The following is a 24,903-nucleotide window of genomic DNA, read 5'->3' on the forward strand; positions in this document are numbered from 1 at the left end:
AATGAAAAAAATCATTAAAGTTGGTTCGCTTAGCCTTCTAATCGGTCTTTTTCTAAGCCTAGTCGGTTGGAAAATGAATGGCTTTCAATCTATGACCATTGACCAACACTATCTCCCCAGAATCGTTAAAATCGAAAAAAAAACAACTAATTTAAGCTCCTTTACATCAATTAAGGGAGATATCAATAACTATAATGTGCATATTAAAACCGGGAAAAATTACAAAATTCATTACCAAGGCCAGTCTCAAGCTAATCCGATTTATCGCATTAAAAACAACCAACTTATCATTAAACAAACTGGCAAGCTCTACAATGCAGTTGTGCACAAATCTTATGTGCCTAATGTCTTAACCATTACGGTTCCAAAAAATAGTAACTTGAATCAACTAGACTGGAAAATCACAGGCGATAATCTAACGCTTGAGCATTTAAATATCAAACAAGTGAAACTTAGAATAAAAAACGGTTATTTTTGGGCCTATAACAGTACCCTCGGTCAAACTGATTTTAACTCGTTCGGAAAATTGGCCGGTAACGTTTCGTTACATCAAGTTAAGTTATTAAACGGCGCAAGCTTTAAACAAGAAGGAACCTTTAGAATGTTCGGAGGTTCCTTCAAGGGAATCGTCAAAATTTATAATAGTGGCTATTTCAATCATCTGTATGGATTAAGTAAAAAGGACGGCTACACTTTAAAGACGGGATCTTCTGACGCTTATAATAATTGGTATGGATTTAAAACGACTAAAACAATCACTAAAAATCCCCATTCCAAGAACCAAATTGAGCTGTACAACAAATACTTTGAAAACGTGGTTGATCACCAATAATTATTAGACCTCTAAAGATTGAAAGTATCAAAATTATTATATCAGTGTGTTAATTGCAAAGATTAGCCTTAGTCTGGAAGCAAATGGGCTCAGTAGTGTCGTTTATCTTAGCGGGTTTCGCTTAGATAAAGGCCGAGCTCAGAGACGTGTATTTCGGCTCTAGTCGTGCCCACTATTCCGCCTAGTAATGATGATTTTCGTTCCGAAAATCTTTCTTGCTCCAGTCGATGTCGATTCTTGTGGCAAGCTCGGCCGCAAGAACTCGCACTATTCCGCCTAGTAATGATGATTTTCGTTCCGAAAATCTTTCTTGCTCCAGTCGATGTCGATTCTTGTGGCAAGCTCGGCCGCAAGAACTCGCACTATTCCGCCTAGTAATGATGATTTTCGTTCCGAAAATCTTTCTTGCTCCAGTCGATGTCGATTCTTGTGGCAAGCTCGGCCGCAAGAACTCGCACTATTCCGCCTAGTAATGATGATTTTCGTTCCGAAAATCTTTCTTGCTCCTGTCGATGTCGATTCTTGTGGCAAGCTTGGCCGCAAGAACTCGCACTATTCCGCCTAGTAATGATGATTTTCGTTCCGAAAATCTTTCTTGCTCCTGTCGATGTCGATTCTTGTGGCAAGCTCGGCCGCAAGAACTCGCACTACGTTCCAGCCCAAATTTGCTAGAAGACGGCATTTTATCTAATTTTGTTACTATGAACATTTTCGTATTAAGAAACAAGATAAGTTTTTGTAGTTTCAAGCTTTAGATAGACCTATTTATAAGAAGGCTTTCGGATGAGAATTTAGTTATCGGGAAGCCTTTATTTTTCTATATCAATAGTTTGTTTTAAGGCTTTTTTTATAGTTAGTTTAAAAAGTTTGGAAATTAGTCTTAGAAAGTTACCTAATCGATAACATTATCTTCATATTTGTAATCTAAGATTATGAGTAATATTTAGAGGAAACGGGGCTCAACTTTATGATATATGCGCAAATCTTAGCTGGTGGTAAAGGTACTCGGATGGGAAACACAGCCATGCCGAAACAGTTTCTACCACTTGGCGAAAAACCAATTTTAATTCAAACTATCGAAAAATTCGTTCTAGAACATCGTTTCAAGGCGATCCTGGTTGTTTGCCCCGCTGACTGGTTGACTCACACCAAGGACATCATTAGTAAGTTTATCAAGGATCCCCGCGTAGTCGTCGTTACTGGTGGCTCTGAACGAAACGATACCTTAATGAACGGTATTGCTTATATCGAAAAGACTTTCGGTCTAAGTGATGATGACGTGGTGGTCACCCACGATGCAGTTCGCCCATTTATTACAGAGCGGATCATCGATGACAACATCAATGCCATTTTGCAACACACAGCCGTCGATACGGTTGTGCCGGCTATCGACACCATCGTTCGCGGTGAAAAAAGCCAAGTGGCAGAAATTCCTATTCGAGAATATATGTATCAAGGCCAAACGCCACAAAGTTTTAACATTAAGAAGTTAAAAAAAGCTTTCGGCCAACTAACCAATGCTCAAAAAAAAGTTTTGTCCGATTCCTGTAAAATTTGTCTCCTCGCGGGTGAAGAAGTTCACATGGTTCGTGGAGAAGTTTCAAACATCAAAATCACAACACCTTACGATTTAAAAATCGCACAGGCAATTGTAGAAAAGAGAGTGATTATTTAATGCTAAATCAAGTCTACCGTTTAGTCAGTGCACGCCAATTCGAGTCACAAACCATTGACGAGAATTTAACTTCAAATGAAATCATTGTGCGTCCCACATATTTATCAATTTGTAAGGCTGATCAACGTTATTTTTCTGGTAATCGTTCTCAGACTGTCCTGAAACAAAAATTACCGATGGCATTAATTCATGAAGCCATTGGTACCGTCGTTTTTGATCCCCAAAATGAATTTTCTGTGGGAGAAACTGTGGCGATGATTCCAAATACGCCATCCCACCAAAGTAAGATTGTTAAAGAAAACTACCTTTCAAATAATCATTTCCGTTCTAGTGGTTACGACGGCTTTATGCAAGAGTATGTCTTTTTACGTCGCGATCGCGTGATTAAGATCCCTAAAGAATTTGAACCCAATATGGCCGCCTTTACAGAAATGATTTCGGTCGGCGTCCAGGCTCTCACCAATTTAAAGGAAACTATGGATGCTGATCAAGATATAATTGGTATTTGGGGTGATGGCAATTTAGGTTACATTATTGCCTCCCTAGCCAAATCCTTCTTTCCAAATAGTAAAGTCCTTGTATTTGGTCGGCATCAATACAAACTAGATTATTTCTCTTTTGTAGATGAAACTTACCTGGTAAGTGACATTCCACCAGAATTAAAGGTAAGTCATGCGCTTGAATGTACTGGTGGCACTGGCAGCCAAATTGCCGTTGATCAAATCATCAATCACATTCGACCAATGGGCACCATCATGTTATTAGGCGTTTCAGAAAACCCAATTGAAATTAATACCCGTTTAGTTCTTGAACGCGGTTTAACTTTAAGAGGCTCAAGTCGCAGCAGTCGTGGCGATTTTCAAAGTGCAATTGACATTTTGGCGAAGGACTGCAAAACACAGGATCGGTTATGCAATTTAATTGGCGAAACGCAAAAAGTAAGTTCTATTAAAGAAGTTGTAAGTTTCTTCGAAAAAGACAGTGCCAGCTCTTGGGGGAAGGGCGTGATGCGTTGGGCAATTTAAAAGAAATAAAGCTTAAAACCTTAAAATTCATATATAATACCAGTTACCAATTTTGTTATTACGTATGCCGTCCCCGCCCCAAACGCGTCACATTTGCGACAATGCGAAATGCAAAACTAGTTGACAATCTGAAACAACTTTATGACACATTTGAAGAAAACGGTGATTATGAATTAAAAGCATTTTGCTTTCATTATGACCGTTCATGGAAGAGTCGTTTGCTCTTTTTTTGGTACTCGTTAATGTCCGTTTATTACGTCGCCACTTCACATTTGTTCATTATTGATGACTACTTTTTCCCTTTATATTCATTAAAGAAGCATCGTAAAAATGTCGTCATTCAAACTTGGCACGCAATTGGCACACTCAAAAAATTTGGTCTAAGTCTTCCTAATGCACAAAAAAGTGTGATCAAACCCCACACAAATTATGATTGGGTCGTTGTAAATACTGAGGCAGATCGTCAGGCCTATGCAGATGCTTTTGATATTGAAAATTCACATATCCTTCCCCTCGGTCAGCCTATGTTAGACACCGTTTCAAAATCATCTATTAACCTACCGCCCAATCACAAAAAGAAATTGCTTTACTCTCCTACCTATCGCTCAAACGATTCAAAAAAAGTATTAACAGCTGTCAACGATATGATTAAGGCAACAGCAAGCTTAAAAGAAGATTGGGAAATCTACATTTCAATCCATCCATATGTTAATATGAAATCAAATCTTCCTAAGCTTCCTAAAAACGTTCATCTCTTTCAGGATCCCGCATTAGTCAAAAAAATAATGCCAAAAGTTGACGTTTTTATTACAGATTATTCGTCACTCCTTTTGAACTTTAGCTATTTCGAGCGACCTATTTTATTATTTACTCCCGATTATCAAGACTATTCTCAAGAACAAGGTTTCTATGTTGATTATTTTAACTATTTACACGCACCTTCGTTTAAACAAACATCGTCACTTATGACTTTTATCAATGAGGATTTATCGCATGTTGATTTAGACTATGTCCGTCAGTTAAAGCAAAAGAACTTTCCTAATCAGGATGGCCATAATAGTGACCGGGTTTACAACTTTTTAACATCAATCAATAGGTATGGAGAACAGAGATTATGAGACATCTACTAAGAAGAATCAAAAATAAACTAAAACGTATGTTGCATCCTACGCCACAAAATACAGTGACTCCAGAAGAAAGCTTGCCCGCATATCACACTCCTCATTTGGTGGAAGGTATCGATTCCCTCATCAAACGACAGATCACCACAATTGATTTCAATGGTGCGTACTTCACGATTTCTGGAACAGCTTATTTTGAGAAATTTCCTGAAAAAGATGAAGAAAAAATCGTCAAAAGTCTAATCCTCACAAAAGACGGATCCGACGATATTGAAATTCCCTTAGTCAACCAGAAAATAGAGAATCCCCATTTTCCAATGGCCGGCTACAAAGGAACCGCTAATTTTTCCGTAATCAATAAAGGTAAACCGCTAGAACCCGGTCAATACGAAATCAAAATTCAGTTAAAACAATATCTTTCTGATGGATGGCTAATCGAACGCACATCCGTGGGAAAGATTTTGGACTGTACTCACGATTTAAGTTACATCACAAATATGACAAACTATTCTGCGAAAAAAAATACCCAGTATCGTTTGATTTTTAAGTATAATTTTGCTGCTAATTCCCTTGAAATCGATTCAAGTGTGCTCAGTGAAATTAATCCTCTTGAAAACGAATTAGATGCAGATTTTGTCCTTGAAAGTCCTCTAATGCGGCCCTTAAAACGCCGCGTTTTAGGTTGGGCTTATCGCTGGTATAGTTTGTTACCCGTAAATCGGCATAAGATTTCGTTTGTTTCGGATAGTCGAACTAGTATTTCTGGTAACTTTGAGTTCATCTATCAAGAATTATTAAAACGCCATTCTGATTTTAAAATTTCGTTTTATCTAAAACCAAGCATTAAAGCTAAAAAATCGTGGCATGAAATTTTTGTTCTCGCAAAAGCTTTTGCCACAAGTCGGTATATTTTATTGGATGATTTTTATCCCTTAATTTATCCCCTTTCTATTCGGCATAATGCCGATCTCATTCAAGTGTGGCACGCAGTCGGCGCATTTAAAACTTTTGGTTACAGTCGCGTAGGCATGCCAGGTGGCCCAAAGCTAGATTCGTTAAATCACAAAAATTATACTAAAGCGCTTGTTTCTTCTAAACACATCGCGGATAAATATGCGGAAGGTTTTGGTATTCCCGAAAAAAACATCGTGACAACTGGGATTCCGCGAACAGATATCTTTTTTGACAAAGCTTATCAGGCTGATGTCCACCAAAGATTACAAGAAGAGCTCCCATTCATCAAAGGTAAGAAGGTAATTTTATTTGCGCCAACTTTCCGTGGCAATGGGCAACAATCTGCTTACTACCCCTTTGAGGATATTAATTTCAACAAGATCTATGAAGCTCTTCATAAAGATTACGTTTTTCTCTTGAAGATTCATCCCTTTGTCCAAAACCAACCAAATATTTCTTATAAATATGCGGACTTCTATCATGACGTTTCTGATTTCCGAGAAATCAATGATTTATTGATGGTGGCAGATGAACTGATTACTGACTACTCTTCTGTTTGCTTTGAATACGCCTTACTAAAACGACCCATGATTTTCTTTGCACCGGATTTAACAGAGTATATGCAAAAGCGTAGTTTCTACTTTAATTATCTGGATTTCATTCCGGGTGCTTTGGCTGAAACAACAGACGAATTAATTGCTCGAATTAAGAATCCACAACTAGATCGTAAGAAGCTTGATTCATTTGTCAATTACTTCTTCGATCAGCCAGATGGTCATGCTACAGCACGTTTTGTTGATAACCTTGAAAATGGTTTTGACGATGAAAACAGCCACCTCGCCCAAGCAGATGATGACCATACTCCAGATGGAAAGGTGATCCCACATTGGGGTAAGATGCAATAATAGGAATCTAAAGATTGAAACTACAAAAACTTATCTTGTTGCTTGGTACAAAAACGTTCATGGCAGCAAATTTGGGCTGGAACGTAGTGCGAGTTCTTGCGGCCGAACTTGCCACAAGAATCGACATCGACTGGAGCAAGAAAAATTTTCGGAACGAAAATCATCATTACTAGGCGGAATAGTGGGCACGACTTGGAGCCGCAGGACAGCAATTAATCTACTGTTTTTGAACCAAGTCGTTTAATACTAGTTATTGAAGTAATTTTGACACTTTCAACCTTTAGTAGGAATCAAAAAACAGTCACACGCCTAAAAGGGTTAGGCGTGTGACTGTTTTTTAATAGCTTCTAAAATGATAGACGCCTTACTCATTTGACCCATAACTATGTTTGGTAGGGAAAAGTGAGAATCGTTCCGCCCGGTAAACATAACCGCCACTACCAAGATTGGTGAGTTTGACATTAAAAATCTGTTTATTCGTCTTCGCATCATACTCAATCACATTAGCAGCATCCCCATTATCTAACCAGCCAAAATCAATTAAACGATTTGTGGCACTCAGGTAACGGTTGGAACCAATAATATTGGCAAAGTTCTTTTTACCAAGCGACTTACCAAAACTATCAACCTGTTTAATCGTCATTTTCTTCTCATTAATCTTGTATTCAACCCCTTCTGAGTACTTACCAGAAGAGTTAGCAAGAGATTTCTTCGTATCACCAACAGCCACATTATTGTTGAAGATCAAAACATTCAGAGAGTTCTTATTTCCTAAGGTACTTGGATTAACAATCGCTGCATGTTGACCACCTGGCCAAGCAATCTTCCCAGAGGCTTTCAATAGATACTTACGATAGCTCTTAGGCCATGCTGAGCGCTTCTTACCAGAAAGAATCCACTTGATCTTTTGAGTCTTATAGTCTATTTTCATAACCAAATTTTGGTTCCGACTAGAAATAATCAAACTCTTATCCGTTTTATCGTAGTAAATGGAATTTTCATGGAACCAATCTCGCTTTCCCATGTACTTAGATGATTTAGTTGCATTATATTTACGATAGAATTTACTTGGCAAAATGTTCTTCATGTTAATGACTTTAGTGATTTTACCAGTCTTGTGAGAAATTACAATCATTGTATCTTCTACGTAAGTTCGGCCACCATCGGAAACGGTCGCGATCAAATCTTGATTAGGAAGCTCTGTCACATCATGATGAATTTGATTATGATTTTGTTTCTTCGATCCTTTTGCCTTACCCAAGGCTTTATGATTAAGTCGATAGGTTCGTTTAATTTTACCTTCATAGTTCATTTCAACCAGTTCATTGAAATAGGAGTTAGACGCTTTTGATTTTGTCCAAATCAGTAAGTTACCATCGCTTAACTGTTTGAAAATATGGGAAGTTGGCCGGGTGGTGTACCACCGAATTGCCCCATCAGCATCAATTCCAAATGAATAATTTTTAGCTTCTTTTTTACCAGAAATGGTTGTTCGCACCATAAAGGTTAGTTTAGCATTTCCTTTTCCTGTTTCCATTTTCTTTTTGTTTGCTTTGGTAACCTTAATATTTATGGAAGCTAAAGAGCTAGGTATTTTGGCCGTTTTGATATGAATAGTTTTGGTCACGGAAGTACCATCTTTATAAGTGACTTTAATTTTTACAGTGTTATTGTAACCCGCATACAAACCTAGGATTTGAAGGGTATGAGATTTTGTATACTTCTTAACTGTATTGGTAATGGATGTCTTACTTGTTTTCCCGACTACCGTGTAACTCACTTTGGCTGCCTTTGAAGTGTTAAAAATAGCTACCGCAGTTAACGGTGAAACTTTATAAGGATTGAGCTTGGTATAAATATTATTCAGTGTGTACGCCCCGCTAGTAGCCTTATTTTTCAGGCTCTTTGTCACACTTTTTTGCGCCTTAATTTCGTTATAAACCAGGCGGGAATTAATATCTTTTTTTACCGCACTAGCTGAGTGGACCTTACTAGTTGTCGTTGTGGTACTAGAGGAGTTATTGCTCTTCGAAGCTTCGTAATAGTACGCAGACCCGATTACAAAAAAGACCACGATAATTGCTATTATCCATTTGGTTCTTTTACGCATATAAACAGGTTCCCTTCATAATAAATTTTGCTAAAAGAAAATTTCCGAACAATTATTCCAATTTAAACTGTCCGGAAACACTCTTGTAACTATGCGGATTTTTGTGTGTCTAATAACTTATCGGTTGCTTTAATCAAAGCCTCAACGTCTTGTAAGTCATCCACATACGTACCACTTGCCAACGGATGACCGCCACCTGCAAATTTCCGTGCCACCCCATCAATTGGAATTGTCTTTGATCGTAAATGTACGCGATAATTACCGGTAGGACTTTCAATAAAGATTAGCCACATTTTAACATCTATCAGCTGTCCCGGCAAAGGAATAATTGCATCTTCATCCCCCCAGGCAATGTTTAGCCCTTTCAGCACGCGTTGTGGGATGAGGATACACCCCAGTCCGTGATCGTTAACTTCCATATTGGTCATCACAAAGCCAAACAACTTACTAATTTGAAAATCAATTGCGGTGGCTTCATGACTAATTTGCGAAACATCAACCCCAAATCGACGTAAGTCTGCCGCAACTTGAAAAGTTTCACTAGTGGTGTCACCCGTCGAAAAATTGACCGTATCACCAATAATTCCCGCGTATAAAGCACTCGCAATTTTCATATTTAGTTTAAGCATGCCAGGATTGGTCTGATAGAGTTCATAAATTAATTCAGCACAACTTGAAGTTCCCTCTTTTACCCAATTTATTTTAGCATAGGGGTCCAAATTAGGATGATGATCAATTTTTATTGTCGGTTCAACTGGCAAAGGACCGTCAATTCGACCCCGATTAGCACAATCAACAACAATAACTAAGTCATCTACAGTTGGTAACTTTTCTAAGCCCATTTCGTCACTAATCCAGGCCAGCGATGAACTGGGTGAACCAACTGAAAAAATTTGCTTTTCTGGAAACGAAATTTGTAACATTCTCGCTAACCCGACTTGACTGCCAATCGCATCAGGATCCGGATTAACATGCCGATAAATAAAAATCCGTTGATGCGTTTTGATTAATGTCATAATTTCCGAAATCATTAACCCAATTCACCTCCTTAACTAATTATTCAGCCAAACTGATATAATCATGGCTTGCCAAATAATCAATAATCTGTTTTGCTGACGCTTCTAAAGACTGTGCCGAGGTATCAATAGTCAATTCTGGTTCTTCAGGGGCTTCATATGGTGCATCAATGCCAGTAAATCCCTTAATTTCACCCCGACGAGCTTTTTCGTAAAGATGTTTCACATCACGTTTTTCACAAACTTCTAGCGGCGTATCGACGAAAACTTCGATAAATTCACCATCGCCCAAAATTTCACGAACCTTGTCACGATCAGCACGGTACGGAGAAATAAAAGCAGTCAGTGTGAAAAGACCCGCATCCGCAAACAATTTAGAAACTTCACCAATTCTGCGGATGTTTTCTGCCCGATCTTCTGCTGAAAAGCCCAAATTACTGTTAAGGCCAAATCTAATGTTGTCACCATCTAAGACGTAACTATTGATATGGCGATCAAATAATTGTTTTTCAACTTCAACAGCGATGGTTGATTTTCCAGATCCCGATAAACCGGTAAACCACAGAACGGCACTCTTATGACCAAAACGTTTCCGCCGGTCCTGTTTATTAATTTTTGTTGTTTGCCAAGTAATATTTTCTGATTTTGCCATACAGTCCTCTACTTTCTTTTCATACCTTCAATCAATACTTTTGCAACTTCAGGACGAGAAACTTCCTTTGGTGGAACAATGCCATCTTTCAACATGCCCCTAACCTTTGTTCCACTTAACGAAATGTGATCCTCTGCACTGTGTGGGCAAGTTTTATCGGTAGCCATTGACCCACACTTCTTGCAATAAAAAGCATTTTCAAATTTAAAGAAACTCATGCCCATTTCATCTTCAACAGAGGTAATTAAGTCTTGTGCTTCGTAGGTCCCATAATAATCACCCACACCAGCATGATCACGCCCCACGATGAAATGCGTACAACCATAGTTTTTACGGACAATAGCGTGTAAGATGGCTTCGCGCGGTCCTACATAACGCATAGCAGCAGGATAGATCACTAACCGAACCCGGTCTTTTGGATAGTAATAACGCAAAATTTCTTGATAACTCTTCATACGGACATCAGCAGGAATATCATCGGCTTTAGTTTCACCAACTAGCGGATTTAATAACAAACCATCAACACTTTCGAGAGCTGTTTTTTGAATGTATTCATGTGCCCGGTGAATTGGATTTCGGGTTTGGAAACCAACGATTGTCTTCCAACCTAGATCGTGAAACATTTTGCGCGTTTCAATTGGTTCCATGTAGAAATCGCTAAAATTTCCGTGACTAGGCATTTTTAAAAGTTTTACGGGTCCACCTAAGTAAACGTCGCCGGTATCATACATCTTTTTAACACCAGGATGAGCTTCTTCAGTTGTACCGTAAACTTTTTGTGCTTCTACTTTTTTGTCAGGACGGAATTTATCAGTGACAACCATTGTGCCGTAAATTGAACCAGCCGCATCAACGAGCGCAATTTTTTCATCAGGCTCGATCTTAGCTGCGATTTCCTCTGAAACTGGTAACGTAATTGGAATACTCCAAACAACGCCGCTGGTTAAGTGCATTGTGTTAACAACTGCATCGTAATCAGCTTTAGACATAAACCCATCTAATGGACTAAAACCACCAATTGCTAATAGCTCTAAATCAGAAATATTCCAATTATTAATTGTCAATTTGGGCAATTTTTCTGCTTCCGTCTTTGCTTCTGATAAAAGGTCCTTTAAATTAATTAATTTGCCACCATGTGGTGTAATTCCATAAATTTTTTCCATGTGAGTCTCCATTTCTAAACTTTTATTTTTTTAATTAAGTTAAACTAGTTTTTATAGTTGATCAATTTCATTAGCCACTTCGTGTTGATAGTCAAGAAGTTGATCCGGTTTATTATCTGCCTCAATAAATTTCGCAATCTGTTGTTCCGTTTCTGGTTTATTCAAAGTGGATGCCAAGATAATAAGATGCGGATGTTTATTAATGCGTTTCAACACCCGATTATATGCGGCAACTAACTCTGTCTTCTTAGTTTCGTCAATTGTCAGGTGTTGATCATCCAAAATCACAACATTACGGGTATCCAAATTCATTTCTTCACTGATTGTCAGCAACATCGCAAACGTTTGGCTAGTCAAGTGATCACCAATTCCCCAAATAGATTTCGTCTTGGCAGCATGACGCACATAATTGTTCAGATCTTCTTTCAACTCAAGGTAAACATAATCATCAGGATAATTATCGGAAACCTCTGACTCAGAATTTAATTTTTGAGTAACGGCCCGCTGCAGGTTGTGAATCCGTTTTGTTTTCTCATCATCCATGTCAACACCTTGTTTTATTAACAACGTGTTGACCTGCTTGATTTGATCTGAATTAGTTCCATAAACAAAAACTGTTTTGCTGTCGATTTTGACATTGAAATCGCGATATAAGGAACCGTATTTTTTGAGATAACGGTCAGTTAGGTCATTAATCTGTTTGTCAAAGTCCTCGGAAGCAAAGAAATCATCATCACTGGCAGCCTTCATTCCTAACAGATAAAGTTCTTTCACATCATCTTCAAGATCCTTTTCGTTTTTAAAATCTTCTAAGCTTTCACCACTATCACTCTTTTGCAGATTAGGATCGATAAACCCATCGATTTTTGCCTGCAATTCTTTTTCATCTTTTGGCCATGGCAGATCCAACTGTTCGGAAACCCGCCTTAAAGTAGGCAGTGTTTTATGAAAGAGGTCTTCATAACTGACCATCAGACGCGGATAGCCTTTCGTATCACGCATGGATAACAATGTTCGTACTTGCCACTGCCGTAACGCTAAAATCTTATCTCGGTGCCAGGCCCTCGAGTTTGAGGCCACAACATCAAGTGGATTACGAATCAAAATAATTTCGGCCGGTTTTACATCGACATCATCCAAAACATGTTGCCATAACTCGATATAATCGTTCATTCGTGGATCCTTTATAACCAAGTAGGTTTCTTTCTTGAATTTTCCAGATAAGTATTTGGTCAGTGCAGCACGATCTTTTTTAACCTTGGGACTGTCGTAATACCCTTCAAAAGCGGGGCGATACCGAATTTTACTACCTAACGACTTATGAATTTTGATTACATCTTTATTTTCAAAATAGCCTTTGGGATTAATTCGCTTGCTGGGCGCCAACAAGTTATCTGTGCCAAGCGAAATGCCCATAAAATTAATACATTTTGTCAAAACAGATGTACCAGAACGGCCGCTTCCTAAAACTAAAACTGCTCGTTTAGTTCTCAATCCGGGAAAAAGTTGTTGTAAAAGGTGAATAGCCATTTGCATCTTCCTATCTAATTTTATTTTTAAAATTTTGTTTCAATTCCTTCTAAACGATGACGTACATGTAATACGACGTGAACACACAAATTACCATACAAATTAAATTAAGAGGAATCCCCACTTTAAAGTAATCCGTAAACTTGTAATGTCCTGGACCATACACAATCAAATTAGTTTGATAACCAATCGGCGTTGAAAAATCGGCGGTCGCCGCAATCGTAATTAGTATTGCCAACATCATAACTGGTAAATTCATGTATTTTGCAGCAGAAACGACAACTGGGAACATTAATGAAAGAGCCGCTGCATTAGATAATAATGCCGTCAAAAAATTAGTGATGAAATACAACAAGAACATATACAAAATCGGATTTGCAGCCCCAGTCACAAGTGTTAATGACTTGGCAATATACTTGTCTGCTCCAACATTTGACATGGCCAATCCTAGGCCATAACTACTTGCCACCAACAGTAAAACATTCATGTCCACTGCCCGAGGTACATCTTGAACCGTAATACATTTAGTGAGAAACAAAACGACACAAACCGCTGACAAGGCCACAAACAGGTCAACGATACCCATTGTTGAAACAATAATGGCTGCCACTAATAACAAAATAGGTAAAAAATCTTTATAACTTTTCTTATTTGATTTTGCTAACCGTTCATCAAACACATGCAGATCCTTCATTGCCTTTAACTGTTCTGGCTCATTGGTTGTAATGGCGACCAAGTCATCTCCAGCTTTCAGATTAATTTGGCCAATTTGCCCAGTTAACTTGGCTGAATCACGATGAATGGCCACAATCACCCCACCATAAACATCACGGAAATTTGCTGATTTAACGGTTTGATTAACTAGTGATGAGCTGTCTGGAATCGACAACTCCACAATGTGCGCATGATCATTGGTAACATCCACCATGTCGATTTTTTCATGACTTGGTTGTAATCCAGGAATTTGCAATAAATCATTAACTTCCTTAACCGATCCTGTGAAATAAAGTTTGTCACCTGCTTTTACGGTTAAATCGTCACTGACTGGCACAATTGGCTGCCCATCACGATTAATGGCAACCAAGAAAACATGGTCCAAATTACGAAGCCCGGCAGCGTTTATGGTTTGGTTTAAGTGCGGAAATTCTGAATTAACCGACATTTCAATCAAGTAATCATTTGGCGATTGCATCACGTTATCGACATTACTTCTTTTGTAATTCGGCAAGATCTTATAACCAATCGTCAACAGATACAAACCACCAACAATCGTGATCGGAATACCAATCACGGCAAAGTCGAAAAAGCCAAATTGTTGCAGATGATATTTTGAAAGTAATCCTTGAGCCACCAAATTGGTTGACGTTCCGATTACGGTGATTAACCCACTAAGAATAGTGATATAGGACAAAGGAATTAAAAATTTGGAGATTGATAAGTGCTTTTTACGACACCACTTTTGAACCATCGGGGTCAACGTAGATACAATTGGTGTATTATTCATGAAAGGTGAAAATAGACTAACTGTTGTCAGTAATCTTAATAAAGAACGTTTTTCAGATTTGCCATTACCCAAAACATGGTCGAAAAAACGCGTAATCACATTACTTTTTGCTATTGAATAAGCGATAATGTACATTAATCCGATTGTCGCTAAACCGTCATTAGCAAAACCTTCCAAAGCATCATCCGGAGACAAAATACCTATTAACATTAAAAAAGCAAGTGCACATAAAATGATGGCGTTCGGTGTGGTAATTTCCATAGCCATTAGCACAAAAGTAACAGCTAACGTTATTAGCACAATCGCAATTTGCAAAGTCGTGTCATATCACTCCATTTCTAAAACTTATTAGAAGAAAATTGAATTTGGAAATTCTCAAACACAAAGTTGTCCTTTACTAATTAAATGATTTTAAAATCGGCTTTTTGTGAGAAATATCTTTTCATTTCAAACGTCAGTTACTTTTAACGTTGAAGAAAATTGTAATATATACTTATGAACTAACGTGGGAGATAAATTGAGGATTTAACACGAAGTTTCGTCAAATTTGAATACTTCGCAAATTGCTAATGATAATTATTAGCAATTTGCGAGCAAAAAGATGCGATCAAAGTCAAAACTGACTTTGATCGCATCTTTAACAACATCTATTATTCACTTTTTTTATTCCACTTCGAATTCATTTAAATAAACACTAAATGGTTGTAATGCTTCGGCTTCATAACGTCGCTTGAAATCAGCAATTTCTTGTGCAGAGTTTGTTGCCGGATCTAATTGTAATTTTTCTGCTGGTAAAGGTCGATTATTACGAATTTTCACATCAATTGTAACTGGGCCTTCAACTTTAATTGCCGTATCAAAGGCCGCGACCAATTCTTCATGAGTACAAGCTGTAATACCTAAGGCGCCCATTCCTTGTGCAATCATTGCATAATCTGCACCCTGCAAGTCAACGCCAAAGAATTTTTGCTTTTCATCTTCTTGTTCATCTTTAATAAAATCAAAGCTTTCATTTGAAAAAACAACGTTAATGATGTGTAGTTTTTCCTTCACTTGAGTTAAAACATCTTGCATCACCATTGAAAACGCACCGTCACCCGTCAAATTGAAGACTTGCCGATCAGGATAAGTCAGCTTTCCTGCAATTGCAGCACCCACACCGTATCCCATCGTAGCAAACAGGGCAGAAGTGGTAAATTTTTGTTTTGGATTCATATTCAAGAATCGCAAACTGTTCATCGTCACATCACCCACATCAATCGCAAACACATCATTACCAGTGGCCACACGATTAATTTGTTTGAAAACTGAACCTACTTCCAAAGGCTCTGTTTTTTTATCAGCTAATTGTTGGAGATAGGCACGCCAATTCTTCATATTAGCCACACAAGCCTCATAAAAAGGCCGATGTGCCACTTCTTTACTTTGCGCGACTAATTGGACCATTGTTTGTTTGGCATCGCTGAGCAACGGTACATCCACATCATGTCGCTTACCAATTTTGGCAGAATCAATGTCGACTTGAATAAATTTTGCTTCTGGTTTAAACAGATCCTTCGTCCGCCCGAACGGAAAATCAGCACCGATCATCATAATGAGGTCTGCTTGCTCCAAAGTTTCATTACCAGGCTTAGTCGAAACCCGGTAAGCCGATCCCATGTTACCTTCAAAATCATCCGGAATAATTCCCTTTGAAATTGACGACATCACAACTGGTAGTTTGAGATGTTTTGCCAAAGCAATCAATTCATCGGTTGCGCCTTTAACTCCGATTCCCGCAAAAATCACGGGTCGGTTTGCTGTTGAAATTAGATCAATCGCCTTTTTCACCATTTGACTATCCGGAGCTGGTAAAACTGGTTGCACATAACTATGTCCAGATGACCAAAACTCGCTTGGAATTTCTTTGGTTCCCAAGTCATTAGGAATCGTGACTACTGCCACGCCATTTTCTTTATATGCCCGCCGAATTGCTTCGTCCACCACATGTGGCAAGCTTTCCGCCGTCATGACTGTTCGGTTATAAACAGAAACATCCGCAAACATTGGATTTTCATTCATTTCTTGGAAAGAATCCCAGTTCATGTCAGCAGTCCTAACCTGCCCAATTAGTGCCAATACTGGCACATGATCCATTTGGGCATCATACAAACCATTAAATAAATGCGTGGCACCAGGACCAGCTGATCCGAAACAAACGCCTAACTTTCCAGTTAATTTTGCATGGGCTGTGGCAGCGAACGCACCAATTTCTTCATGACGAACCTGAATATAAGCAATCTTATCCTTTTCGACTCGTAACGCATCCATCGTACTATTAATTGATCCGCCTGGAATGCCGTAAACCTGCTGAACATCCCAGTCTTCGAGTACTTTCATCATCGCAATACCAGCATTAATTGTTTCACCCATTATTAATCCTTCTTTCTAGTTTTGATTTATTGTCGTTATAACTGCATACCTATGGGTGTAGTATCTCATGAAGTAAATACGCGTGTAAAAGAAAACGCTCTCATTAGTTTATACAAAAAATGAGACCACAACAAAACCTATGTCTTCGTTGCGATCTCGTTCATATTTCCAAAATGTTATTTTTAAACCGTAAAAAAAAGCAGATTCTGAGCCTAGTCACAACTATGCTCAGAATCCGACCGTCTTTTTTCACTTTCATTTTTCTAGTTATTATAGAGTTTGAAAAATTAACCAAACGTTTAAAATAACTAGGACAATTGCAGCAACCCAAGCACAGACATTGACCCATGTTCGGTTGGCAAACTCACCCATCAGTTTCTTGCTACCCGTAAAAATAATTAGTGGGATCATTGCAAACGGTAATGCCACACTCAAAAATACCTGTGAGAACGTCAGTAAGTTTTCAATTTGTGATTCATTTCCGTGATAGTAAATGGCAAATCCTAAAACAGGAATAATGGCCAGCAACCGGGTTAACAAACGCTGTGCCCATAACGGCATCCGCAACCGAATGAAACCTTCCATGATAATCTGTCCAGACAAGGTTCCAGTAATAGTGGAGCTTTGACCAGATGATAACAAGGCAACCGCAAACAGCATACTCAGTACCGGACTTGCGACCGCACCAACAATTTTTGAATTACCTAAAGCGTTGTATAAGTCGACGAAACGGCCTAAGTCTGAATTGGTACCAAAGAACAATGCAGCTCCTAAAATCAAAAGTAAACAGTTGACGACAAAAGCCATCGTTAATTGCATATTGGAATCAGCGACTGTGTACCGAATTGCACTGCGCACACTCTTCCGATCATTACGATCAAAATTACGTGTTTGAGAAATGGATGAACCCAAGTACAAATTATGAGGCATAACCGTGGCACCCACAATTCCTAAGCCAATATACAACATTGATTTGTTCGCAATAATATCTTTTCCGGGAACAAATCCACGCAGAATTTCTGGTACATTTGGTTGTGCCAAAATAACTTCATACAAGAAAACAAAGAGAATTACAGCAACCAGTGTCGCTACGATTGCTTCAATTTTTCGAAATCCTAGTTTCATTAACAGCAATAGCAGCAAAACATCAAATGCTGTAATGATAATACCGACAATCAGTGGGAACCCAAACAGCAGCTCCAACGCAATCCCTGATCCAATAATTTCCGCAATATCGGTAGCCATAATGGCTAGTTCTGTGATAATAAATAGAATGATACCACCGAGTTTGGAAGTCTTTTCTCGGGTAAGTTGCGCTAAATCACGACCAGTTACAATTCCCAGCCGAGCAGCCATTGCTTGTAACAGCATCGCGATTAAACTTGAAATCAAGATGACACTAATTAACCGGTATTTAAACTGAGCTCCACCAGAAATTGAAGTAATCCAGTTACCTGGGTCCATATATCCTACTGAAACTAAAACTCCAGGTCCTAAGTACGCCAAAAATGTTTTTAGAACTCCTGCATTTTGCGGAACTTCGACACTTCCGTTAATTTCATCTAAAGATTTACTCGCGCCACCAGTAGATGAGATCATGTGGTGTGTTTTGTGACCTGTTGTTGAATCCTTTTGTACCGAACTCCCCTGTACTGCTTGTGACTGTCCGTCACCATTTTGGATCTTTACTTCTTTAATATTGTCTTGGTTGTCTTTCTTTGCCATGGCATTTCCTCTTTTCTAACATTCTCAAAATCCAATCTCTGAATTATCGAACTACGATTACGGAAACGTGTGCCCGTTTTGCAATTCTTAATCCTACCGCTCCTGGTACACGGTGGCTTGCATCCTCTGTATCAGATCCGCAAACAATCAAATCCGGTTTAAACTTTGGAATAACTCTTTCTAATATAACATCATCTACATCACCAGCACCAACAGTTAATCCAGTCACATGCTCAGCACCCAGTTTTTCGGCAATCGTCATATAATCTTCAACCGTTTGGCGAACATCATCTTCCTTTTTGTCGATCTTACCTGGTGTCATCACATCAAAAATGCTTACATCATCGTCTTCTAAAACGGAGACAATACATAATTCAATCTGATAATCATGTGCCATTGTCGCTGCATAACGAAATGCCCGGATCGAAGAATTTGGATCATCAGCATCCACAGTCAATAACACGCGACGGAAAACAAGTGGTTGACTCAATTCACTAGCTTGCATAACAAACCTCCTCATTTTTGGTTTCATTAGTGTTTTTAAATCACCATATTCAACCTGTATTCAGATGGCTTCAGTTTTTTACCACCTAAATGATATTAACACTTAAAACAATAGATTTCCACAAAAAGATAAACGCAAATTAAAAAAAAGTAAATATAAGTTTATTTTAATTTTAGGTTAGCCTTATTTTTTTAAAAAAAGCTTTGTCATCTAAAAAAGCATCCGCTCATTTTTGAACGAATGCTTTGCAAGTTTAATAATTAATTTTTTGAAACAACTGAAGAAGCCGAATCAGTCAAACTTTTCTTTGCTACATGGGTACGTGTACTTTTATTAATAATAACGGTAATCAAAGCCACGGCCGCAAACACACTCAAAATGAGGTAATCAATTGCAGAACCTTGGCGGGTTTCCGCAACAGTTGAGCCACCATGCAATTCCAATGAACTGACAACGGAAGCCAAAATTACGGTTCCCATAGCGCCAGCATACTGCTGCATCATGTTAAACAAGGAATTAATATCCCCTCTTTTTTCTGGCACAACTTGTTGACTGGCAGCTCCCATAACGTTTCCGAAACTGAAAGCCACACCAATTCTAAGAATAACAAACAAGGCCAATAGAATCATTGAAGTCATCACATTGTTTAAGAAGAAGAACAAAACAACTGATGCCAACAAACAAATATTACCCACCATCAATGGTAAGAAGGCACCCTTTTTATCCATAATTGAACCGGTACTTGGTGAAATAATTGCGCCGATCAAGGCCCCAGGTAAAACTAATAATCCGGCAACCATAGAACTTTGATGTAAGTTTACTTCAGCAACCATTGGTAACAACCATGAAATTCCAATATTTACGAAGGCTAATACAAAGTAGTTTACCAAATGAAGCCAAACGGCTTTTTTCTTTAACAGTCCAAAGTCCAAAACTTCACGGGCACTCTTTGAATTGTACCAAGCATAACTAGCTAATAATAAAATTGAAATGATTAGAGAAATCCAAAATGCTGCTGAAGTCCAACCGGCAAGTCCTGCTTCATTAAATGTCCACACAAATCCGATTAGGACTAAACTCAACCAAACCATGCCAAAACCATCAAATGATAATTTTTCGCCATCTTTATGCTGAACAGGAATATCGATACTGCTCATTCCCATGATTAACACGATGATACTTAGAGGTAAAACAACCCAGAAGATCCATCGCCAGTTGATTAAAGTGTTTAAAATTCCGCCATATGTCGGTCCTAAAGCTGGTGACAATGAAGTTAGCATACTTGCAACTCCGTTATAAGTCCCAACGTGTTGACTTGGAATCTTTACATTAATAATTTGGAACATCAAAGGCGTTGCTAGTCCGGTTGCAACGGCCTGAATCATCCGGCCAATCAGTAATAACCAAAATGTGCCGGCAATCGCACAAACAATCGAGCCCACGATAAACGCCGTTGCTGAAAAAATAAAAATCGAACGGAATTTAAACTTCCGCATGATGAACGCCATTGCTGCCATCATGATTGTGACTAAGAGCAGATAAGCAGTTGTAATCCACTGAACTGTTCCCACACTCACGTTAAACTGATTGCTTAGTGTATTCATTGTGACGTTCAACGAAGTTTCAACCAAAATACCCATAAATGAGATCATTCCGGCCGAGACAATCGCTAATCTTGTTTTCAATGAAATCTTATTTTCATCCATCTTGTCGCCCATCTCCTTGATTTATTCTGTTATTTTTATAAAATACGAATAATTTCAAAACACAAGGGCACATCCAGCTTCGGCACTGCCTTGCTGTCGTGTCCTTGAATGACTCTTTTTTTCTTATACTCTTTTAGGACAGTTTCTGAAGACAACCTCAGTATTATAAACGCACCTAGCGCGGGACCTCATCCCGCTGACGGTGCGCTTATAATACTGAGGTTAACTCCGTCTTCATCCACTCACTTTTCCGCTGAGCTCTAGGACCGCTCACGGAGGCAGTCCTTTCAAAATAACTATGACTCCCGCGGGATTGCGATTCCGCATACGTCACAGTTATATTTCCTCTTTAATGTTTTTTTCCACTGAGCTCTAGGACCGCTCGCAGGAGCAACCTTCTAAATATAACTATGATTCCTGCGGGATTACGATCCCGCCTCCATCACAGTTATATTTAGAAGGTTAACGCTCCTGCTCGCGCACTCTAACTCCATCTCTCATCCACCTCATTTGGAATTCCGAACGCATCTAATATCTTCATCGTCTGGTGGTTCACCAAATCCTGAATCGTCTTTGGATGATTATAAAACGCTGGTACCGGCGGAATTATTTGTGCCCCTACCTTCGCCAACTTCGTCAAGTTTTCCAAATGAATCACACTCAATGGCGTCTCTCTTGGCACAATTATCAGTTTTCTCTGTTCCTTTATCGCAACATCTGCAGCGCGCGCAATCAAATTATCGCCAATTCCATACGCAATCGTTGCCACCGTCTTCATACTTGCCGGCACAATCACCATCCCATCATTCAGAAACGAACCACTCGCAATGGCCGCACCCTGATCATTGCTATGGTAAACCTTGTCAGCCAATGCATTAATCTGACTCAATGAATAATCTGTTTCTAACTCCAAATTTTTCTTTGCCCACTGACTCATCACCAAATGAACCTCTACATTGTCTAATCGATGCAACTTTTCCAACAAGTTAATTGCATATATGGTGCCTGAAGCACCTGTCACTCCGACGATAATTTTTTTCATGTTTGCACCTTCTCACGGTATGACTTTTCGAAAATTGTAGTTTTAATAAAATAGTCTGGGTAACCAAACTTTCTATTTTTATAGCCGAAACGTGTTAAAGAGAGCAACTTCCTCCACTTGCCAGTTCTTGTGGCTTGGTTTGAAGCCACAAGAATGGTCATCTCCCGGAACATAAAAGATTATTAGTGATTTTTGCTAATAATCTTCCTTAATGTGGAGTAGTGCCAGTTCTTGCGGCTTGGTTTGAAGCCACAAGAATGGTCATCTCCCGGAACATAAAGGATTATCTGCGTTCTTTGCTAATAATCTTCCTTAATGTGGAGTAGTGCTATTTGCTCTTTCTACCCTTATAGCTGAAACGTGTTTAAAAAGGCAGCTTCCTCCGCTTAGCTACGGTAAACTAAACGATTCCTAAACCGAATCATTCAGTTACCTAGGCTAATGCTCAGAAGCTATCTGCCTTTTGAAACACTCTACTTTAAGTACTTCTCCCAATCCTTCACTTCTTTAAATTGGGCCCGTTCAAACTGATCCTTCATATCAAATGGCACCGTTCCATCAATCACCAATTTCGATGACATTCCTCGTGTCCGAATTGACTTTGGATCATACTCTGGTCGCTCCGATGGATCCAATGGATGATTTCGCATTCCCGGCAACACCATAATATCTTGATCTGCTTGGAATCTTGTATTTATCGTCCACACCACATCATTCATATCAAAGATATCCACATCTTCATCCACCAAGAACACTGTCTTCAATTCCTTGAATGATGAAAATGCTAATAAGGCTGCCTGACGTTGAATTCCTTCATCCGCCTCATTATCCTTATGAATCTGCATGATGGTCATCAACTTACCACCACCTGATGGAGGATTGTACACATTCAATACCTTTCCAGGAATTGCTCGGTTTGTTAAGGACAAAATACTTGCTTCAGTTGGGATACCTGCCATGCTGACATGTTCCTCAGAAGGTCCAATAACACTTTGCATAATCGGATGTTCTTTACGATGAGTAACCGCTGTAACCTTGATCACTTGCAATGCTGGATTAGCATCACCATCGTATCCAGGAAATTCTGGCATTGCCTTACCTGTATGCGTATTAATATCTTCTTGAATGCGCTCGTTTGGCATAATGTAGCCTTCCAAAGTGTACTCAGAACGAGCTAATGCTTTTTCATCAACAGTTAATCCATCAACTAATTGCACTGGCTCTTGACGAATAGCACCAGCAACACCCAATTCGTTATAACCCAATGGTGTTGTCGGTGGCTCAAAGGTCGCTCCAATTGTTATCGCAGGATCCAGACCAATATTAATTGTAATTGGCATTGGTTTGTTCATTTTTTCATATTCTTCAGCAAATGCCCCGATATGACGGCCACCAGGCATAATGTAAATGCCTAACTTGTCTTTATATTCCAAAACCATACGATGAATTGTGACATCACTCATGGTCTTGTCTGGATTGGAACCATAAACCACCCCAACAGTGATGTATGGACCCGCATCCATTGGTGTGTTTGTTGGTGCAGCAACCAATTTACGAATATCAAAATCAGCATCCGTAGACTTATGCACAACTTCATGAGCTGGTGCGTCTTCTTCAGCAACTGTCACAGGTGCCACTGGATTTTCAACAGAATCGTTTAAAAACTGACCCAATGTGTGATAATCGTGGTGGAACATCTTCCCAACCCGTTTACGACTTGCCATCAAGCCCATCAAAACACGTGTATCGGGGAATCCCTTGACGTTATTAAACATCATCGCTGGACCTTCTTGAGTAGGACGTTCAACAGTCCCACCGGCACCAATATAACGATAAACGCCAGATAATTCAGCATCTGGATCAACTTCAACATCAGTTTCATGATATTGACCCGGTTCTTGTTTTAATTCATCAAGAACTTTACGCAAATCATAAACATCTTTTTTTGCCATAATCAATGACCTCCAATTTTTAATTCTTTTAAAAATCTCGTAAATTGTGAAATCTTCTTACGTTTGTCATTATACGAGTGCAAATCCTTGCGAACAAATCGCATTTCGACTAGCATTATTCCCAACAGGAATAATAGAATTGAGGCTGACTTATGACGATTGAAGATTTAAAAGATTTTGTGGCTTTATATCAAACTCGCAACGTTTCGGATGCTGCTGTTGAGTTATTAATGACACAGTCCGCTTTATCCAAACGCATTCATGCCATGGAAGACGAATTGACCACCAAATTGATTTCCACGAAAAATAAACGTCACTTGGTCATTACTGAAAGTGGCGAGGTTTTTTTTAGGTATGCTGAAACAATTTTGACGCAGTATGATTTGCTCACTCAAGAACTTTCGGAATATCGAGAGCTCAAAAAAGGAACCCTGCACATTGGCAGTGTTCCGGTGATGTCACAGTATGGACTAATGACAAAAATGAGCCAATTCATGGCAGATTATCCACAAATTAATATTCGTCTTGAAGAACTAGAAGGCGTTGATTTGTTGGAAAAGCTCCAATCCAAACAGCTTGATCTTGGTATTTTGCGTAATGTCCAGACCCAGTTATTAAATAAATCGCAATTCCATTTTATCGATATCGATCAAGACGAACTCAAAGTCGTTCTGCCTGCCAATCATCGCCTTGCTAAGCAAGACCAGATTTCAATTGAAGACTTACGCGATATTGATGTCGTTGTTTTAAGTCCCGGTTCTGGGATCTATGAACGGATCGGCAAACTTTATCAACAAGCCGGTTTCACACCCAATATTCGATTCACAACTACTCATATTGAAACTTTAATGGGAATTATTGAAAACTCGCAACGTGTCACTTTCTTATTTCAAAAATCAGCAGAGCCGTTTATGAGCGACAAATTTGTCACCCGTTCCTTTTCGACACCTATATATAACAAACTGCAATTAGTCTACCCTCAAGGGACACTAACTCAGGCAGGACGACGGTTTATTAACTATATAACCCATGCATCCCAGCCAATTCACAAATCTTAATAATTTTTTTGTTTCA

At 38.9% G+C, this 24,903-nt stretch carries 18 protein-coding genes; 6 read left to right on the forward strand and 12 right to left on the reverse strand.

The genetic code is table 11. The features are described from left to right. Position 1 precedes the first annotated feature (1 nt). The 5 genes from AB3217_RS09590 to AB3217_RS09610 all read left to right on the forward strand — a co-directional run bounded on the left by AB3217_RS09590 (position 2) and on the right by AB3217_RS09610 (position 6,512). Positions 2-832 carry a DUF4097 family beta strand repeat-containing protein gene (locus AB3217_RS09590; protein ID WP_367366038.1) on the forward strand — a complete coding sequence of 277 codons (831 nt, stop codon included), beginning with the start codon at positions 2-4 and terminating at the stop codon, positions 830-832. A gap of 967 nt (positions 833-1,799) precedes the next feature. Then, entirely contained in the window at positions 1,800-2,507 is a 708-nt protein-coding gene (locus AB3217_RS09595) for a 2-C-methyl-D-erythritol 4-phosphate cytidylyltransferase (RefSeq protein WP_068807972.1), read from the forward strand. Further along, on the forward strand, positions 2,507-3,532 hold the full coding sequence (locus tag AB3217_RS09600) for a ribitol-5-phosphate dehydrogenase (RefSeq protein ID WP_068807969.1): 1,026 nt from the start codon (positions 2,507-2,509) through the stop codon (positions 3,530-3,532). Before AB3217_RS09595 ends, AB3217_RS09600 begins: the two co-directional genes overlap by 1 nt. Continuing rightward, positions 3,520-4,650 (forward strand): CDP-glycerol glycerophosphotransferase family protein, encoded by a 1,131-nt coding sequence (locus AB3217_RS09605; RefSeq protein ID WP_068807967.1) that lies wholly within the window; start codon positions 3,520-3,522, stop codon positions 4,648-4,650. Before AB3217_RS09600 ends, AB3217_RS09605 begins: the two co-directional genes overlap by 13 nt. Continuing rightward, positions 4,647-6,512 (forward strand): CDP-glycerol glycerophosphotransferase family protein, encoded by a 1,866-nt coding sequence (locus AB3217_RS09610; protein ID WP_367366039.1) that lies wholly within the window; start codon positions 4,647-4,649, stop codon positions 6,510-6,512. Before AB3217_RS09605 ends, AB3217_RS09610 begins: the two co-directional genes overlap by 4 nt. Positions 6,513-6,876: 364 nt before the next feature. On the opposite strand, the gene AB3217_RS09615 is transcribed toward AB3217_RS09610, so the two are convergent. The 12 genes from AB3217_RS09615 to AB3217_RS09670 all read right to left on the reverse strand — a co-directional run bounded on the left by AB3217_RS09615 (position 6,877) and on the right by AB3217_RS09670 (position 23,829). Next, positions 6,877-8,622, reverse strand: a complete 1,746-nt coding sequence (locus AB3217_RS09615) for an aryl-sulfate sulfotransferase (protein ID WP_367366040.1) — start codon at positions 8,620-8,622, stop codon at positions 6,877-6,879. Positions 8,623-8,711: 89 nt separating this feature from the next. Beyond that, on the reverse strand, positions 8,712-9,653 hold the full coding sequence (locus tag AB3217_RS09620) for a bifunctional oligoribonuclease/PAP phosphatase NrnA (protein ID WP_367366041.1): 942 nt from the start codon (positions 9,651-9,653) through the stop codon (positions 8,712-8,714). Positions 9,654-9,678: 25 nt separating this feature from the next. Further along, entirely contained in the window at positions 9,679-10,290 is a 612-nt protein-coding gene (cysC, locus tag AB3217_RS09625) for an adenylyl-sulfate kinase (protein WP_068807957.1), read from the reverse strand. 8 nt (positions 10,291-10,298) lie between these two features. Further along, positions 10,299-11,453, reverse strand: a complete 1,155-nt coding sequence (gene sat / locus AB3217_RS09630; protein WP_367366042.1) for a sulfate adenylyltransferase — start codon at positions 11,451-11,453, stop codon at positions 10,299-10,301. 51 nt (positions 11,454-11,504) lie between these two features. Next, a complete protein-coding gene (locus AB3217_RS09635; RefSeq protein WP_367366043.1) occupies positions 11,505-12,983 on the reverse strand; it encodes a sulfotransferase family protein in 1,479 nt (492 codons plus the stop codon). Positions 12,984-13,032: 49 nt separating this feature from the next. Further along, a complete protein-coding gene (locus AB3217_RS09640) occupies positions 13,033-14,754 on the reverse strand; it encodes an SLC13 family permease (RefSeq protein WP_367366044.1) in 1,722 nt (573 codons plus the stop codon). 396 nt (positions 14,755-15,150) lie between these two features. Continuing rightward, a complete protein-coding gene (spxB, locus tag AB3217_RS09645) occupies positions 15,151-16,899 on the reverse strand; it encodes a pyruvate oxidase (protein ID WP_367366045.1) in 1,749 nt (582 codons plus the stop codon). Between the two features lie 270 nt (positions 16,900-17,169). Beyond that, positions 17,170-18,498, reverse strand: coding sequence for an Nramp family divalent metal transporter (locus tag AB3217_RS09650; RefSeq protein WP_068807977.1), 1,329 nt, complete (start codon positions 18,496-18,498; stop codon positions 17,170-17,172). Between the two features lie 169 nt (positions 18,499-18,667). Next, positions 18,668-19,129, reverse strand: coding sequence for a universal stress protein (locus tag AB3217_RS09655; protein ID WP_057784854.1), 462 nt, complete (start codon positions 19,127-19,129; stop codon positions 18,668-18,670). Between the two features lie 260 nt (positions 19,130-19,389). After that, positions 19,390-20,835 carry an MFS transporter gene (locus AB3217_RS09660; protein WP_068807947.1) on the reverse strand — a complete coding sequence of 482 codons (1,446 nt, stop codon included), beginning with the start codon at positions 20,833-20,835 and terminating at the stop codon, positions 19,390-19,392. A 484-nt stretch (positions 20,836-21,319) separates the two neighbouring features. Then, positions 21,320-21,877 (reverse strand): UbiX family flavin prenyltransferase, encoded by a 558-nt coding sequence (locus tag AB3217_RS09665; RefSeq protein ID WP_068807941.1) that lies wholly within the window; start codon positions 21,875-21,877, stop codon positions 21,320-21,322. Positions 21,878-22,350: 473 nt separating this feature from the next. After that, a complete protein-coding gene (locus AB3217_RS09670) occupies positions 22,351-23,829 on the reverse strand; it encodes a UbiD family decarboxylase (protein WP_367366046.1) in 1,479 nt (492 codons plus the stop codon). A gap of 152 nt (positions 23,830-23,981) precedes the next feature. On the opposite strand from AB3217_RS09670, the gene AB3217_RS09675 reads away from it, so the two are divergent. Beyond that, a complete protein-coding gene (locus AB3217_RS09675) occupies positions 23,982-24,887 on the forward strand; it encodes a LysR family transcriptional regulator (protein ID WP_260275018.1) in 906 nt (301 codons plus the stop codon). Positions 24,888-24,903: the final 16 nt, after the last annotated feature.

This window comes from Pediococcus parvulus (genome assembly GCF_964063155.1).
In the GTDB taxonomy this organism is placed as follows: Bacteria; Bacillota; Bacilli; order Lactobacillales; family Lactobacillaceae; genus Pediococcus; species Pediococcus parvulus.

Coding starts and splice junctions, on each gene's coding strand:
- AB3217_RS09600 (WP_068807969.1), top strand. CDS start 2,507: ATGCTAAATCAAGTCTACCGTTTAGTCAGTGCACGCCAATTCGAGTCA.
- AB3217_RS09590 (WP_367366038.1), top strand. CDS start 2: ATGAAAAAAATCATTAAAGTTGGTTCGCTTAGCCTTCTAATCGGTCTT.
- AB3217_RS09655 (WP_057784854.1), bottom strand. CDS start 19,129: ATGCAAGCTAGTGAATTGAGTCAACCACTTGTTTTCCGTCGCGTGTTA.
- AB3217_RS09670 (WP_367366046.1), bottom strand. CDS start 23,829: ATGGCAAAAAAAGATGTTTATGATTTGCGTAAAGTTCTTGATGAATTA.
- AB3217_RS09660 (WP_068807947.1), bottom strand. CDS start 20,835: ATGGATGAAAATAAGATTTCATTGAAAACAAGATTAGCGATTGTCTCG.
- AB3217_RS09635 (WP_367366043.1), bottom strand. CDS start 12,983: ATGGCTATTCACCTTTTACAACAACTTTTTCCCGGATTGAGAACTAAA.
- AB3217_RS09620 (WP_367366041.1), bottom strand. CDS start 9,653: ATGATTTCGGAAATTATGACATTAATCAAAACGCATCAACGGATTTTT.
- AB3217_RS09665 (WP_068807941.1), bottom strand. CDS start 21,877: ATGAAAAAAATTATCGTCGGAGTGACAGGTGCTTCAGGCACCATATAT.
- spxB (WP_367366045.1), bottom strand. CDS start 16,899: ATGGGTGAAACAATTAATGCTGGTATTGCGATGATGAAAGTACTCGAA.
- AB3217_RS09640 (WP_367366044.1), bottom strand. CDS start 14,754: ATGGCTATGGAAATTACCACACCGAACGCCATCATTTTATGTGCACTT.
- AB3217_RS09650 (WP_068807977.1), bottom strand. CDS start 18,498: ATGATCTCATCTACTGGTGGCGCGAGTAAATCTTTAGATGAAATTAAC.
- sat (WP_367366042.1), bottom strand. CDS start 11,453: ATGGAAAAAATTTATGGAATTACACCACATGGTGGCAAATTAATTAAT.
- AB3217_RS09615 (WP_367366040.1), bottom strand. CDS start 8,622: ATGCGTAAAAGAACCAAATGGATAATAGCAATTATCGTGGTCTTTTTT.
- AB3217_RS09595 (WP_068807972.1), top strand. CDS start 1,800: ATGATATATGCGCAAATCTTAGCTGGTGGTAAAGGTACTCGGATGGGA.
- AB3217_RS09610 (WP_367366039.1), top strand. CDS start 4,647: ATGAGACATCTACTAAGAAGAATCAAAAATAAACTAAAACGTATGTTG.
- cysC (WP_068807957.1), bottom strand. CDS start 10,290: ATGGCAAAATCAGAAAATATTACTTGGCAAACAACAAAAATTAATAAA.
- AB3217_RS09675 (WP_260275018.1), top strand. CDS start 23,982: ATGACGATTGAAGATTTAAAAGATTTTGTGGCTTTATATCAAACTCGC.